Origin of the sequence: Streptomyces sp. V3I7 (assembly GCF_030817495.1) — a bacterium.
GTDB lineage: Bacteria > Actinomycetota > Actinomycetes > Streptomycetales > Streptomycetaceae > Streptomyces.
Map to the genome: position 1 here is coordinate 686,639 of NZ_JAUSZK010000001.1, position 15,082 is coordinate 701,720.

The window sequence follows — 15,082 nt, forward strand, 5'->3', positions numbered from 1 at the left end:
TTGATCACCGTTGGTAGCCTCACGAGCGGCGCAAGTGTTCGCCCAGCTCAATGGCCTGCTGATGCAGCTGGAGGGGCAGATGGAGGGCCGTATAGTTCCAGCCCGTCGGCCTGTGTCATCGACATACAGTGCGTGAAGACTTCCACCAGCCTCCCCACCCGGAGCCAGGGAAGCGACGCCGGCAAGACGGTCGTGGGGCCTTCGTCGGCCGCCCCCGCTCTCCCGCCCGAGGTGATCGTTGAGTTCACCCTTAGGGCCCCTCGACCACCAGCTTCGTCAACTGTGCCAGCAGACCGCCCTCAACTGCCGACTCACTCGCACGCCTATTTTGCTTCATGCTGCTCTTCCGCGGGAGGCTCACCAGTTCTAAGACCGTGTCCTATGTGGTGAGGCGGACGAGTCGCTTGTAGCAGCAGAGGGCGGCGGCAAGTCCGAGGAAGGCCAGGTAGTTGCGGGGGTTGCGCTCATAGCGGGGGCTGAGAAGGCGGTAGCCGGAGAGCCAGGACATGGTCCGTTCGATCACCCATCGGCGGCGGCCGAGGCGTTCGCTGGACTCGACTCCTTTGCGGGCGATGCGCACACCGATGTGCTTTCCCCATAGCCATTTCCGCAGGTGGGGAATGTCGTACGCCTTGTCCGCATGTAGGCGCTTGGGCTTGAAGTAGCGGCCGTTGTGAGGGTCGTGTTTCGTTTGGTGACCCTCAACCATGGGCTTCAGCCCTTCGCTGTCGTGGGTGTTGCCGACCGAGACGCCGACGACCAGGGGCAGTCCGTTCGCGTCCGACAAGATGTGCATCTTGGAACCCGGCTTGCCCCGATCCACAGGGCTCGGACCTGTATGGTCGCCCCTTTTTTTCGCCCTGACGTGGGCGGTGTCGAGGACGACGCGGGAGACGTCGATCAGGCTGGCGTCATCGAGCCGATGCAGAACGGCCTCATGCAGACGGCCCCAGACGCCGGCTCTGGACCAGATCAGGAACCGGCGATGGGCGGTCGACTTCGATATCCCGAAGCAGGGCGGAAGTTGGCGCCAGGCGCAGCCGCTGACCAGCACGTAGATGATCGCCGCGAACAGCGTCTCATCAGGCGTGTCCTGGTTCCCGCCGCCCTGTGGCCGCACTCGTGACGGCGGGATCAACGGCTTCGCGATCTCCCACAGCCCGTCCGGAACAATCCAACTTCACGTTCCCCGCCCCATGCCCGGGCCAACGACCGCCTCACCACATAGGACACGGTCTTAGAGGTCGTTTTCTCCCGATGTTTCATCCCGGAATCTGTGGTTGATGCTGCTTTGCGGGGTCGCGCCAGGAGATGGTGGTCTCGCCGGCGAGGCGGCGGGCCATGAGGTCGGTCGTGGCCAGGTGGATCATGGCTTCGGAGCGGGCGGGGAGGGTTTCGTAGTCGCGGGCCAGGCGACGGTGGAGCATGAGCCAGCCGTAGGTCCGCTCGACTGTCCAGCGCTTCGGTATCGGGGTGAATCCCCTGGTCCCGGGCGTGCGTTGCGTGATTTCCATGTCGATGCCGAGGGTGGCGGCATGTTCGACGAGGTGCTTGCGGTAGCCGCCGTCGACCCACACCTTGCGGATGGTGGGGTGAGCAGCGGCGACCTGGTCGAGCAGGCGGGTGCCGGCCACGGAGTCCTGGACACTAGCCGCGGTGACCAGCACTGCGAGCAGGAGGCCGAGCGTGTCGGTCACGATGCTCCGCTTCCGGCCCACGATCTTCTTGCCCGCATCCGTGCCCTGACTTTTGGCGGGGACGCTGGTGGAGGTCTTGACGCTCTGCGCGTCGATCACACAGGCCGACGGGCTCGCGTTCCGGCCCTCCTTCTGCCGCACCAACTCCCTGAGCAGACCGTTGAGCTGGGCGAACACGCCGTCCTTCTGCCACTTCGCGAAGTAGCCGTAGACCGTCTCCCAGGGCGGGAAGTCGTGCGGCAGATAACGCCACTGCACCCCGGTGCGGTCCACGTACAAGATCGCGTCCGCGATCTCGCGGAGGTCGTGCTCGGGTGGCCGCCCGAAGTCCAGGGCCCGGCCGCGGCGTTCGAAGCGCCAAGCCGCCAGGACCGGCTCGATCAATTCCCAGCGGGCATCGGACAGATCACTCGGATACGGGCGTCGCTCACTCATGACCTCGACGTACCGCCCGGACGCGAGTGCGCCCAGGCGTGCGTCTTCAGCCGTGGAAGCGCAACCGCGAAACAGGGCGTCTTGGAATGAGACAGGCGCAAGCCTCATCCTGCCCCAGTCGCCACCCCATCCGACCGCCGAGACTCGACCGCATCAGCCGTCGCATCAACACCGCAACCCTGGACCTCGCAAATCGTCTGATATCAGGGCTTTCAAGAGGAAAACGACCTCTTAGAGGTCGTTTCCTTTGGCCAGGCGGCAGTCCGCTTCCCGTTGCAGCACCCCTACCCCGGCCAGGTGGACGCCGAGGCACGATGACGCGGTGACGTTTCCCACCGAACGCGCCCCCACCCCCAGGCGCGGCCCCGCGATCCTCACTCGGAGTGGGGCGCCTCATTCGTGCGAAGGTAGTCTAGGGCCACCCGGGCCGCAGTGCCGAGGACGTCCTCGCGGGTGGGTGCCCCGGGCGTCAGCGGCCGGGTGAGGACGGCGATCGCATACCGCCGCCCGTCGGGAAAAGCGACCACACCGACGTCGTTGCTGACGCCACCCGGCACGGTGCCCGACTTGGACGCGACCAGCACTTCGGGCCCGAAGCCGGTGGCGATCTTCCGGGTGAGCCGCTGCTGTCCTATCACCCGGCGCAGGTTCGAGCACGCTTCGGCAGGACCGGCCTCGTCCTGCCAGACCGCGCGGACCAGGGCGGCCAGGTCGTCGGCGGTCGCACTGCTGATCCGTCCCGGCCGCATCCCCGGCGATGCCAGCACCCGCTGCCACAGCGCCTCGCCTTCCTCCGGCGACGTGGCGTCCCGGATCGCGTCGGCCATCGCGCCCCAACCGGTGAATCCGGCATGGCGGGCCGCGGTGTCGAACTCATGCTGGATCGTGCCCGGCAGGTGAAAGCTGGTGAAGCCCAGCCGAGTGAGGCGCGCTCTGACCCGTTCGATGCCGATCCGGCGGATCAGCATGTCGGTCGCGGTGTTGTCGCTGATGGTCAGCATCAGCCGGGCAAGATCCCGCAGCGAGATCTCCACCGAGTCCTCGGTGATGCAGAGCCCCTGACCGCCCAGCGACGCTTCGGCCGGCGAGACAACCACTCGCTCGGTGGGGTCCAGCTTCCCCTCCGCCGCCTGGCAGAAGAACTCCAGGCCGATGGTGATTTTGAACGTGGAGGCCGCCACCGCGAGCTCTCCGCCCGCCACCGACAGCCGTCCTGGCCCGTCGATCTCCAGCGCGCTCAGGCTTCCCCGGCAGCCGCCGGCCGCGAATACCTCGTCAATCGTCTCTTCAATCATCCGCTCACGGTGGTACCCGGCGACCGCGCCAGGCAGAGATGTTCACCATGAGCGTGTCCGCTGTCGGCTTCATGGGCCACCGGGCGGACGACCTCCGTTCCCGGGCGGCACGGGTCCGCAGGGCGGTCTGGGAGGAGGTACATGATGCTTAGACGATGCTTCATCCGGTGAGGCGGCGGTAGTTGATCAGGCTGGTGGCGATCGCGGTGAAGGCGAGGAAGTGCTCGGCCCGGCGTTCGTATCGTCGGTGCAGTCGTCGGCAGCCGGACAGCCAGGACATGCTGCGCTCGACTACCCACCGGTGCCGACCGAGGCGTTGGGACGAGTCGGTGCCGCGGCGGGCGATGCGCGGGACGATGTTCCGTCCCCGGAGCCATCGGCGCAGATGGTTGTAGTCATAGCCCTTGTCACCATGGAGCTTGTCGGGTCGGCGGCGGCGCGGTCCGCGCGGGCTGCGGATCGGTGGGATGCCCTGGACCAAGGGCTGGAGTGCGAGGCTGTCGTGGGTGTTGGCGGCCGTGATCGCGACCGAGATCGGCAGGCCGTTGAGGTCCACGATGAGGTGGATTTTCGATCCGCTTTTGCCTCGGTCGGTCGGATTCGGTCCCGTCAGTGGCCCCCTTTGAGGGCCCTGATGCTGACGGAGTCGATCGCGCACCGCGACCAGTCCAGCTCGCCGGCGGCGCCGAGTTCATCGAGGATCACGCGGTGCAGCCGGGCCCAGACGCGGACTTGGGACCACTGGGCGAACCTGCGGTAGACCGTCGGCCAGCCGAACACCGGCGGTCAGGAGGCCTGGTGCACGTTCGGCGAGCAGGTCGACGACCGCGCTGGTGTAGGCGTGGGCGGTGGACTCGCTGATCCCGAACCCGGCGGCGATCTTCGCGAGAGTGGTGTGCTCGCGCAGGTACACCAGTGCCACCATCGCGCGCTGGGACGGACGGAGCTTGCAGCGCCGGTCGCCCTCACGGGTGATGATCAGCATGGTGACCCACTCCACGAGTGCATGCGGCAGGTCGAGTGCGGCAGCATGGATGACCAACGAGGCCCCCGAGCAACGTGATTAAGACGTCAGACATCTCGATCAACAGCCCGGGGGCCTCACTCGTTGCGCTTCACGGCCCATCACCCGATCGGTGGCCAACTCGAAGAGGCTCACTGTGTCATGCGTTCTCGATCCACCGGTCGAGGATCACGAGACGCTCACCCAGCGTGACAACCGTCGCCTGATCAATGGACCGCTCGCCGAAAGCCTGGTTCAGCTCATTGTGGATGTGACTGTGCGGCTTGCGCGTCATCCGACTCAGCTGCCCGACCTTGCGCTTGATGAGGTTCCGAATCTCCTTCTTCCGCTCGGAGAGGGTCTGCTCGACCTTCGGCTCGGGTGCAGCGCCCGGTTTTGCCGAGGTGCCGGTGAGACGGAGCAGCCGCGCGATGGCGGACGGCTCAGTGCCGGGGGGCAGGCCGGCCTGCTGGCCAAGGCGCCTAGCGTGCAAGAGCTCTTCCTCGTCAAAGGCATCCCCACTGTTGATCGTGAAGGCGTGAGCGGCCGTCGAAGAGCCGATGACCTCAGGCGCCCTGGGGAGCACCCGCTCATCTCCACTCCCCTCTGCTGTGGCGCGACGGACCTTGCTCTCTTCGTCGGCAAGGACGGCGTCGACGGTCCGCTCGATGGCGGCTGCGAAGCCGAGGAGTTGGCTGATGGAGGGGATAAAGACACGGGCACACATGTCGTCCTCGTCACCCTGCTTGCGGACGCAACGGCCAACGACCTGGCGGAAGAACAACTCGGTGCGAACCCGCGTGGCGTAGACGATGACGCCGATGCGGGGTATGTCCACGCCTTCGGACACCATCTGCACGGCCACGAGCCACCGTGAGTCGCCCTTCGAGAAGTTGTCTATGACCTTCGAGGCGTCCGGATCGTCTGAGACCGCAACGTCGACGTGTTCGCCGGTCTGCTGGCGCAAGATCTCGGCATAAGCGTGGGCTGCGGCCTGGTCGGTGGCCACCACAAGGCCACCGCAGTCAGGCTTGTCCATGCGCATGAGTTCGAGCTCTTCATGGGCCCGGAGCAGGACGGAAGGGATCCAGTCGCCGGTCGGGTCGAGAGCGGCCTTGAGTGCGGCGGCGATGGTACTCGGATCGGTCTCCGACAGTTTCTGCGCCATCGGGTGTTCCGACGCGAAGCGCCACCGAGCTTCGCCGTCCATCGCCGGGAAGGCGACCGGTCGGACTACCTCCTGATCCTGGAGGGCCATGCCGTAGTCGTAGTTGACGTCCGGGACTACGCGGCGGGCAGCATCGTAGTTGAGGAAGGGGATCGCCTTACCATCGCTACGGAAAGGCGTCCCGGACAGGGAGAGCCGACGGTAGGCGTCGCTGAAGGCTTCGGCGAGCACGGTTCCCCAAGCGAGGTGTTCGGCGTCCCCGGCGTGGTGGACCTCATCCAGGATGACGAGCGTTGGCTTCCGCGGATTACATGCCAGTTTCCTCCACAGGAGCGGGCTCGCGGCGACTGACTGGTACGTCGCAACGACACCGTCATAGTCGCGCGCGATCTGCTCGTTGCGGTTGACGAAGTTGGAGTCGAGCTTGATGCCGGCGCTGCGCTGGGCAGACTTGGCCCACTGGCCGCGGAGGTGCGCGGTGGGCACGATCACGATGACATTGGTGATCTCACCCCTGTCGATCATCGCCTTCGCTGCCTGGATCGCGAAGGTGGTCTTACCTGCTCCGGGTGTCGCCACCGTCAGGAAGTCGCCCGTGGCGCCGAGGAACTTGCGGAGGCCGTCTTCCTGCCACTTACGGAGCCTCATGAACGTGTCGCCCTTCTGCAGGTTACAACGAGGGCAAAGTGCCTGCCCGTTGAGGATTTCGGTTGGGCCACCGACGGAGTACGGCTCGATGTGGTCACCGTGCCAGCCGGGTTCGAGTGGATCTCCGCAGTGCTGGCAGCGGCCATCTGCGGCAAGGTACAACGCGATGCGTTCAGCGCCGTTGAAGCGGCGGCGCCGAGCGGGTGGTTCTGGGGATTCGGTCACCGAGGGTCCCGTCTTCTCGGGCTGTCATTGGCTAGTGGGTAACCAGATATTCACCATGATGACCATATGAAGATCAAGTGAATATCCCGTGCCGATGAACTCACAATTCGTCCATGTGTACGAGCCATTGCCGCCGCGTCTGACACAGCCGACCCCTCAGCGAGCGGCAGCCGGAGCGCCTCGCTGTGCCCGTTCTGCCCCGAGCAGGCGGGGCACCGGATGACGTCCCGCGTGATGGTGTAGGCGATCAATCGTCCGTAGTGTTTGGGGTGTTGGGGAGCGCGCGGGTGGTGTGGTCGGCGTGTTCATCGGCGTAGATGGCGGCCATGCTGGCCTCGGAGAGGTAGCGGCGGGGGAAGGCGATCCACTCGTCGTGCATCTCGCTGAGCACGGCGGTGGCCAGTCGTTCGAGGGCGGCCGAGTTCGGGAAGACCTGCACGACATCGGTCCGGCGTTTGATCTCGCGGTTGATCCGCTCCAAGGGGTTCGACGATTGGATCTTCTTCCAGTGGGAGACGGGAAAGGCGGCGAAGGCGGTCAGATCCTCCTTGGCCTCCAGCAGCATCTGTTTGACCTTGGGGAACTGCTGCCCGAGCATGTCGGCCACCGCGTCGAGCTGGTGATAGACGGCGTCCGCGGTGGGCTGGATGAAGAGGGTGCGGATCGTCGCCGCGACCATCTCGCCGGATCCCTTCGGGATCACCGAGAACACGTTTCGCAGGAAATGGACACGACAACGCTGCCAGGCGGCGCCGAGCATGACCTTGCGGATCGCGGCCACCAGACCGCTGTGACTGTCGGGGATGACCAGACGGACCCCGCCCAGGCCGCGTTCGCGCAAGGAGCGCAGGAACTCGCTCCAGAACGCCTCGCTCTCGCTGTCGCCGACCATCACATCCAGCACCTCACGGCCGCCGTCCTCGCTGATGCCGGTGGCGATGACCACGGCCTGGGAGACGATCCGGTGGTTCACCCGGGCCTTGCAGTAGGTGGCGTCCAGGTAGAGGTAGGGGAAGCGGCTGTGGTCCAGCGGTCGGCTGCGGAAGATGGTGAGCTGTTCGTCCAGGTCGCCGCAGATCCGTGAGACCTCGATCTTGGAGATGCCGCTGTCCGCGCCGAGCGCCTTGACCAGGTCGTCGACCGAGCGGGTGGACACGCCGTGGACATACGCCTCCATGATGACCGCGTAAAGGGCCTGGTCGATCCGGCGCCGCCGCTCCAGCAGGCTGGGGAAAGAAGCTGCCACTGCGCAGTTTCGGAATGGCCAGGTCCAGGTCGCCGGCCTGGGTGGCCAGGGTCTTGTCCCGGTGGCCGTTGCGGAAGGCGGTGCGGGCCTCGGTGTGCTCGTTCCACTCAGCGCCGATCCGGCCGCTGAGCTCGGCCTCGATCAGTTCCTGCAGCATCCGCTCGGCGACGTTGCGGACGAGCTCGATCCCGTCCGCCGTGCGTAGTGACTCCAGCAGGCGTTGTAGGTCAGACTGGGACAAGGCCACCGGCACCTCCTGGGTAGAACTGGCCGTTCACCAGGGAGATTTGCACGGTGGCCTGCCCTATGCGCAGGGAGCGGAAGCCGTTATCGGATGCACGCCCCGGGCACACGCCCGCGCACACCTGAACCGTGATCGCCTACACCATCACGCGGGACGCCATCGGGCACCGGATGCCAGTGGCGTCGAGAGTGACGCGCAGGGTGCGCTCACAGCCGCACTGGACGCCCATCCGGCGGGCCGACTTCTCGCCGCCGGCGGGGCCTCGCACCGCCACACCATGGTGGACGGCCCTCCTGGGAACTCGCCTAAGACTCCGTGCTGTTCGGCCGCCCACGGCAGCAGTACTCGCGTCCGCTTCACGATCCGATCGAGCTGCTGCTGGAGGTCACCTTCCCGTCGAGGGGCCGGTAGCCGAGCAGGTCGCGCCAATCCACCAGCCAGGTCTGCAAGATGGTCACAACGCCTCGGCGGGCTGCAAGTGAGGCGGGGGTGGTCCGGATAGGCGGTCGAATCAAGTACACGAAGTCAACGGCAGCACCGGATGCTTCAAGTCCTACCCTCCGGCGGCAGGCGCTCAACAGACGACCGCACGGAGCGAGAGGGGCCTCGCCTTCTCCGCACGTGACCGCCCAACAGGCAAGAGGCTCCTGAACGCCGCCCATACACCCCAAGATTCGGACCATTCCCGGACCACCAAACCGCTCCTCGCCTTGGCCGAGGCTCATTCAGCAGGTCAGCAGAATGCGAGCTGTGCACCACCAGCAGACGAAGAACATTCTTTTTTCCTACAGCCCAAAGAAACTGGGGTTCTTCTAGTACCTGAAGTCGGTTGCCTGGAGGCATTGTTGCGTTCCAGGCAACCCGACACGGTAGCCACACTCCGCGATCAACCCGACAGCTTGCGCCACCTTACGGACTCCAATCGGCTCGGTCACCCCCGCGTCGCGGATCGTCCGGGGCCTGGGGCGCCGCTACGGCGTGCGTAACTGATCGTTTCAGAATGAAGTCCGCAGGCGGCGGAGGCCTATGAGCCTGCAGGCCAGTTCGAACAGTCCCTGATGGAGATCGGCACGCCGCTCGTAGCGTTTGCGGAGTCGTTTGAATGGGTGGAGCCAGGCGGTGCCTGGTCCGTGATTACGAGCGGCGCACCGACACAGCGAGGCCGTCATCCTGTGGTCGATGACCATACTCAGGAGCCGCCGCCTGGCCGCCCAGCGTCGGCAGCGTCGTGCTCCGGCGCGGGCAGCGAAACGGTCGCACTACGGCTGGAGGCACTCGCGCATCCGGTACGGCTGCGGCTGCTGCGCACCCTGGCCCGCGGCCCGCACACCACCGGTGAGCTGGCCCACGCCTGGGAACTTTCACCCCCGGAGGTCTCCCGCCACCTCGCTGTCCTGCGCCGCGCGGGCCTGCTCACGGCCCGGCGGCACGGTCGTTACGTCCGTTACACCCTCAATCTGCCCGATCTGACGGCGCTGGGGGCCGACCTGCCGGCGGCCGTACTGCGCTGAGCAGCTTCGGTCTGCCAGAACACGGGCGACCGCCGCCCTCGCAACATCGTCCGGCTCGGCAGGCGCCGTGCAGTAACGGCGCGACCGCCGTGGCACGGACACGCTGACGGCCCCGCGGCCACAGTGTGTCCCTCACCCCCCGCCGTCCGGCCGGAACGGTCAGGCCACCGGCACCGAGCCTCGTCGAGCATTGCGCCGGCTTCCGTTGACCAGGTCGTTGAAACGGTCGACGGCCCAGATCGTGCGCAGTCCCAGCGGACCCGTCATCATCGGGCGAGGCAACCTCGGCTCCTTCGTCCACAGTCCCTCCAAGTCCTCGTGTCGCTCGCCGTCGACGATCAGATCGGCGATAAGGGACCCGACGTAGGGCGCCTGAGCCAGACCGTGGCCGTTGCAGGCGATCGAGTAGAAGACGTCGTCGTCGATCTGCCCGGCGAGCGGAAGCCAGGACGAGGTGATCGCGATCCACCCTCCCCACGCGCGATCGATCGCGACGTCGGACAGAGCCGGAAACCGCGTCGCGAAGGCCTCTGCGAGTTCTTCGACGAGCGCCGGGTGCGGCTTCTTTTGCGGAAGTGGATACGCCGTGCCGCGCTCGAGCCGCCGGACGCCGAACACGATGGTGTTGCGCGGCGTCAGACGGTAGTTCTCCATGATGTTGTGCTGGGTGACCAGCCCCGACCGACTGGTCCACCCCAGTGCCGTCAGACGGGCAGGATCGATGGGCTCGGTCTCCACCTCGATGCCCAAATGGGCACGGAGAGCCGTGGAGGAGTGATGTCCCACTCTCCCGCGTACGCGTTCGTCGCCAGAACCACTTTGTCCGCCCGCACCTCGCCCTGAGGAGTGGTGAGGACCACCTGACCGCCATCGCGCGTGACGTCGGTGACCTTCGTCTTCTCGAAGACTCGCGCGGACGAGCGGATCAGTGCGCGGCGCACACCCGTGGTGAACCTGCCGGGGTTCATGATTCCCCCGACTTCCTCGCGCATCCCGCCGAGGAATCCGCGGGGGATTCCGAGCTCTTCGCTCGTGCCCAGTGCCACGTGGCAGCCGGCGCGCTCAAGGATCTTGGTCACCCGGCGCACTTGGCCCATCTGTCCACGGGACACCGCCGCGCAGACGTTGCCCGTCTGCTCGTAGTCGCAGTCGATGTCGTGCGTCTTGATGAGGTCTTCCACGTGGTGCGCGGCGCGCTCGGCGAGTCGGATCATGCCGGGCATCTTCGTGCGGAAGAACAGATTGAGGAGCTGAGGGTCCATGTGTCCGGCTGGTCCGTGAGACGGCTTCCGCCGGAGTGATGAGGCTGCGATGAGTGAACTGGCGAAGCCCGAGGTCAACGTTCCGGAGGGTGACGCTCCTACCGAGCTGACCATCCGGGACCTGCTTGTCGGGGACGGGGCTGAGGTGAAGCCGGGCATGGTGGTCAGGGTCCACTATGTCGGCGTGTCCTTCGAGTCCGGGAAGGAGTTCGATGCCTCCTGGGACCGGGGCCAGCCGTACAAGTTCGCCCTGGGCAGTGGCAAGGCCATCAAGGGCTTGGACCGGGGGGTGAGGGGGATGAAGGTCGGCGGTCGGCGCCAGATCATCGTTCCCCCGCGTCTCGGCTACGGCAATCAGTCGCCCTCGCCCCTGATCCCGGCGGGCTCGACCCTGGTCTTCGTCGTGGACCTGCTGGACTCGTATTCCAGCACAACCGGGTGGAGCAACGCCTAGTGACCCTGGCCGCTCCTCCTCTATGACGTGCTGCATCGCCCCCCGAAGGTTGGCGCAGTCGTGCTCCTCGCTGCCGCTCCTGCTTCCGCCTCCGCAGCGTCCGAACGGTTCTGCTGCGACTCATTGACCGCCTTAAAGGCCACAAGGCGGCCGACTTCCTCACCGGCCTGCCCGGCGCCGCCGCCCGGGCGTCTGTGCCTGCGGGGCGTCCTGTACGTGCTCTACAACCACATCAGCCGGCACTGCTGGTGCTTGGGTACGGGTCCGGACGGACCTGCTGACGCCGGCTGGGCCGGTGGCAGCAGGCCGGCGTCTTCGAGAAACTGCACCGCCGAACTGCTTGCCGAGCTGCACGCCGCCGACGCGCTGGACTGGACCCAGGCCTGCGTGGATGCCTCCCACATCCGCGCGAAAAGGGGGCGACGCCACTGGCCCGTCACCGGTCGACCGCCGGAAAGCCCGGCGGACCGCGCAGGCACCCCGACGCGCTTCTGGGCGACAAGGGCTATGACAGCGACGCCAATCGGCGCGAGTTGCGCAGGTCGGCGCGAGTTGCGCAGGTCGGCGCGAGTTGCGCAGGCGCTCGGAGCACCGTCCGGTCGGGCCGTGCGGATCGATCGCAGGGCGGCCCAGGTGTGGTCGATGCCCTTGCGACTAGGGCCTGTTCGACGGGTCATGTTGGGAACCCAGCCCCTTGTCTTCTGGCTGCAGGGCCAGCCCTAGGCTGTAGCCATGCTGTTGATCTACGACGGAGAACCCGCCGCTGACGCGCCCGTGCTGCGTACCGGTGGTGTCCCACTGGTACCGGATGAGTTCGTCTGGCCGGGGTGCCGTGAATGCGGTGGGAGCATGCAGTTCCTCGCCCATCTGCCGCTCGGCACCGGCGTGTTCTCGGTGTTCGTCTGCCAGAACGACCCCGGCCTGTGTGACGACTGGGATGCCACGGCCGGTGCCAACCGCGCCTTCCTGTTCAACCGCGACCTCTCCCCAGCCGAGGTCCCCGCCGAGGGCACGACACTGCTCGGCGCGGTCACCGCTCTACGAGGCCATCCCGCTGACACGCCGACTGAACAGCCGGTGCTGGGCCGGCTGGGCGGTGAACCCGACTGGATCCAGGACGACGAGACCCCCGACTGTCCGACCTGCGCCAACCGCATGGCGTTCACGGCCGAGCTCGAAGAGGGCCACGACTTCGCCACCAAGGCGAACTTCGGCGGCGGGGGCCGCGGCTACCTCTTCAGCTGCCAACCCTGTGGTGAGGCCGCGTTCCTCTGGCAGAACTGAACACTGCCCTCAAGGGTCATGATCGAAGCCACAGCCGGATCGCTGCGACCGTGACGGTGCCGTGAAAGACGTACGCCCGCTTGTCGAACCGCATCGCCACAGCGCGGAATGCCTTGAGCGTGTTGATCGTTCGTTCCACTTCATTGCGGCGGGCATACTGCCCACGGTCAAAGCCGGTGGGTCTCCCGCCGCTGCTTCCGCGGCGTCGGCGGTTGGCCTTCTGGTTGGCTGGCTCCGGGATGGTGTGCTTGATCTGGCGTCGGCGCAGGTAGCGGCGGTTGCAGCGGGAACTGTAGGCCCGGTCAGCGCAGAGGTGTTCGGGCCGGGTGCGCGGGTGCCCGCCACCTGGCCGGGACACGCGGATGCGGGCCAGGACCTCGATCATCTGTGGGGCGTCGCCCCACTGGCCCGGGGTGATGACGAAGGCGAGCGGACGGCGACCGCCCTCACTGGCCAGATGGATCTTCGAAGTGAAGCCGCCGCGCGACCTCCCCAGGGCCTCATCCGGCCGGTGCTGGGCCGGACGGCGTCGTCTGCCCGGCACGAACGGCGCCCTCCTACGGGCCCCGGCGGCGTGTTGGTGGGCGCGGCAGACGGTGGAGTCCACGCTCACCACGGACCAGTCGATCCGCCCCTCGGCATCAGCCTCCGCCTGGACGGCACGAAACACCATCTCCCATGTTCCGTCCGCTGACCAGCGGCGATGCCGGTCGTAGATCGTCTGCCACTTCCCGAACCGCGACGGCAGGTCCCGCCATGGAACCCCGGTCCGCAGCCGGAACAGGATCCCGTTGATCACCATCCGGTGGCACTTCCAGCGCCCGCCGCGTCCGACGTTCATCGGCAGGTGCGGCTCCAGCCGCACCCACTCCCCATCACTAAGATCACCCCGCCCACACCAACCCTGAACGAGCGACCTTCTGGTCCGTCACCGACCCATCAGACACGCCCTAGTGACCACACGCCACAGTGAGCCTTTTCCAACCTCAGTTTGAGCAGGTCAGGTGGAGGGTGAGGACGGCCCGGACGAGGCTGGTGATGGGGATGGTGGAGCATCGCAGCTTGCCCAGGAGGCGCCTGCACTTGAGGGTGGCCATGGCTTGGCCAAGGCTTGCTCGACGAACGCGCGGGGCTTCGCACGGGAGCGGTTGACGTCGTGCTGACCTGGGGAGAGCTTGTCCGGACAACGCCCACCTCAACCACCCGCCAGACCAGCCAGGTTGGAGCTCACCCTCACTGTTCGGACCGAGAATGCCTATTCCCGGACCTGCCTCGGGTCGATCGGAATCTCCCGTGCCGTATTCTCGGCGCGCTCCTCGGCGCTCAACTGCCGCGCTACGGTGCCGCAGCAGCGGTCGTACTGGTTCTGCCAGTCCGCCATGAACGTGTCGTAGCTGGACCGGCCGATCAGCTTCAGGTCCGTCTCGTCGTTGTGCCAGACGCCGTTGCTCGTCCAGTTCGAGGAACCGACGAACACGAGCCTGGAGTCGGCCGCACCCGCGTAACTGCCGCTGACCATCATGTACTTGTCGTGCGTGTAGTGCAGGGCGTTGCCGTTCGCGTCGGTGCCGCGGGTGGTGTCGTGCACGTCGATATTCGGCCGGTCCTTCAGGTAGCTCTGCACGCTGTCATCGACCTGGCCGGCGGTGATAAGAATGTGGATCTTGACGCCGGTTCGTGCCAGGCTCACCAGCTTCTTCGGCAGCTCCAGATAGTTCCGGTCGCCCGGCTGCCCGTGAGAGGTCCACTGGAACATGGCGATGTTGATCGTGGCCGGCGCCTTGATGTTGTTCAGGAAGTCGACCCAGGTGTCGCTCCCGGAGCGCGCCTTGGGCCACTGATAGGAGGGCGGGGACAGTCTCCTGGCGGCCTTGGCACTGGTGGAGTTGTAGTAGTCGGGTGCCAGCGGACCGGGGCCATTGAGCGCCCCCTTGGCCATGGCGGTGAAGTAGCGGACGTAGGAGTTGTACAGGTCGACGTTGCCCTTGACGGTGGCGCTGCTGTTCCAAGCGGTGCTGGCCTGGGCACCGGTGGGGTTGGCGCTGCTGACGGTCACAGTCCTGTTCGCATCGCGCCCGCCGCTGAGCATGTAGTACTTCGCATGCAGGGCGGAGCCGCCGAAGTGGGACAGGCAACCGCCCGGGCACAGCGCGGCGAAGCTGGAGGCTCGCGGGTCGTTGCCCAACTCGGTGACCATCGACTGCCAGATCGCATTGTCGCTGTGAGCGTCCATCAGCGCCTTGACGATGACGCCACGCTGGTGCGCGGCGATCAGGGCGTTGGCGAAGTCCGGGCCGGGCTGTGCGCTGCTGATCGAGTACATGGCGACGCGGATGGTCTGCCCGCAGCTGGCGCTGTTGATCGATTCGATGATCGGGCCCATGATCTTCATCTGGGCGGCGGGGTCCTCCGGGTCGTTGAAGCGCGGGCCCGGGCTGGAGGTGAACGTCCGATACTCGCAACTGAGGGGGGACTTGGCCCTCTTGACCGCGGCGTGCGCCGGTGTCAGCGACAGCACGGTGACGACCAGCGCGGTGATCAACGTGATCGTTCGCTTCATGGGCGGCCTTTCGCTGGGCTGTTGATGATGAAGAGTCGGGTTGCCACGAG

The 15,082-nt window shown here is 66.5% G+C and carries 10 protein-coding genes and 7 pseudogenes; 3 read left to right on the forward strand and 14 right to left on the reverse strand.

The genetic code is table 11. From position 1 onward, the window contains the following. Positions 1 to 379 precede the first annotated feature (379 nt). From QFZ74_RS03285 to QFZ74_RS03325, 9 genes and pseudogenes are all read right to left on the reverse strand, one after another. Positions 380 to 1,174 carry an IS5 family transposase gene (locus tag QFZ74_RS03285; RefSeq protein WP_307624033.1) on the reverse strand — a complete coding sequence of 265 codons (795 nt, stop codon included), beginning with the start codon at positions 1,172 to 1,174 and terminating at the stop codon, positions 380 to 382. An 88-nt stretch (positions 1,175 to 1,262) separates the two neighbouring features. Further along, complete coding sequence (locus QFZ74_RS03290) at positions 1,263 to 2,132, reverse strand: IS5 family transposase (RefSeq protein ID WP_307619261.1); 870 nt, start codon at positions 2,130 to 2,132, stop codon at positions 1,263 to 1,265. A gap of 374 nt (positions 2,133 to 2,506) precedes the next feature. Beyond that, a complete protein-coding gene (locus QFZ74_RS03295) occupies positions 2,507 to 3,427 on the reverse strand; it encodes a serine hydrolase (RefSeq protein WP_307619262.1) in 921 nt (306 codons plus the stop codon). Positions 3,428 to 3,587: 160 nt separating this feature from the next. Beyond that, positions 3,588 to 4,213 (reverse strand): annotated as a pseudogene (locus tag QFZ74_RS03300) (IS5 family transposase); the annotation flags it as partial. A gap of 1 nt (position 4,214) precedes the next feature. After that, a pseudogene (locus tag QFZ74_RS03305) lies at positions 4,215 to 4,469 on the reverse strand (transposase family protein); the annotation flags it as partial. A gap of 121 nt (positions 4,470 to 4,590) precedes the next feature. Next, the gene (locus tag QFZ74_RS03310; RefSeq protein ID WP_307619263.1) at positions 4,591 to 6,471 is read right to left on the reverse strand and encodes a DEAD/DEAH box helicase family protein; all 1,881 of its coding nucleotides are present in this window, start codon (positions 6,469 to 6,471) and stop codon (positions 4,591 to 4,593) included. A 247-nt stretch (positions 6,472 to 6,718) separates the two neighbouring features. Next, positions 6,719 to 7,964, reverse strand: a pseudogene (locus tag QFZ74_RS03315) (IS256 family transposase). A 133-nt stretch (positions 7,965 to 8,097) separates the two neighbouring features. Then, complete coding sequence (locus QFZ74_RS03320; RefSeq protein ID WP_307619264.1) at positions 8,098 to 8,229, reverse strand: hypothetical protein; 132 nt, start codon at positions 8,227 to 8,229, stop codon at positions 8,098 to 8,100. Between the two features lie 727 nt (positions 8,230 to 8,956). Beyond that, positions 8,957 to 9,079, reverse strand: a pseudogene (locus tag QFZ74_RS03325) (IS5/IS1182 family transposase); the annotation flags it as partial. Positions 9,080 to 9,121: 42 nt separating this feature from the next. Here QFZ74_RS03325 and QFZ74_RS03330 point away from each other — a divergent pair. Next, positions 9,122 to 9,472 (forward strand): annotated as a pseudogene (locus tag QFZ74_RS03330) (ArsR/SmtB family transcription factor); the annotation flags it as partial. 159 nt (positions 9,473 to 9,631) lie between these two features. Here the strand turns inward: QFZ74_RS03330 and QFZ74_RS03335 are convergent. Together QFZ74_RS03335 and QFZ74_RS03340 are read right to left on the reverse strand one after the other, a co-directional pair. Then, positions 9,632 to 10,222, reverse strand: a complete 591-nt coding sequence (locus QFZ74_RS03335) for an FAD-binding oxidoreductase (protein WP_307619265.1) — start codon at positions 10,220 to 10,222, stop codon at positions 9,632 to 9,634. After that, entirely contained in the window at positions 10,177 to 10,893 is a 717-nt protein-coding gene (locus QFZ74_RS03340) for an FAD-binding oxidoreductase (RefSeq protein ID WP_307619266.1), read from the reverse strand. Before QFZ74_RS03340 ends, QFZ74_RS03335 begins: the two co-directional genes overlap by 46 nt. Here QFZ74_RS03340 and QFZ74_RS03345 point away from each other — a divergent pair. After that, positions 10,784 to 11,188, forward strand: coding sequence for an FKBP-type peptidyl-prolyl cis-trans isomerase (locus QFZ74_RS03345; protein ID WP_307619267.1), 405 nt, complete (start codon positions 10,784 to 10,786; stop codon positions 11,186 to 11,188). The genes QFZ74_RS03340 and QFZ74_RS03345 overlap by 110 nt on opposite strands. A gap of 849 nt (positions 11,189 to 12,037) precedes the next feature. Then, positions 12,038 to 12,472, forward strand: a complete 435-nt coding sequence (locus tag QFZ74_RS03350; protein ID WP_307619268.1) for a hypothetical protein — start codon at positions 12,038 to 12,040, stop codon at positions 12,470 to 12,472. A gap of 16 nt (positions 12,473 to 12,488) precedes the next feature. On the opposite strand, the pseudogene QFZ74_RS03355 reads toward QFZ74_RS03350, so the two are convergent. From QFZ74_RS03355 to QFZ74_RS03365, 3 genes and pseudogenes are all read right to left on the reverse strand, one after another. Next, positions 12,489 to 13,367: pseudogene (locus QFZ74_RS03355) on the reverse strand (IS5 family transposase); the annotation flags it as partial. A 91-nt stretch (positions 13,368 to 13,458) separates the two neighbouring features. Then, positions 13,459 to 13,652, reverse strand: a pseudogene (locus tag QFZ74_RS03360) (IS5/IS1182 family transposase); the annotation flags it as partial. A 75-nt stretch (positions 13,653 to 13,727) separates the two neighbouring features. Further along, a complete protein-coding gene (locus tag QFZ74_RS03365; protein WP_307619269.1) occupies positions 13,728 to 15,032 on the reverse strand; it encodes a phosphatidylserine/phosphatidylglycerophosphate/cardiolipin synthase family protein in 1,305 nt (434 codons plus the stop codon). Positions 15,033 to 15,082: the final 50 nt, after the last annotated feature.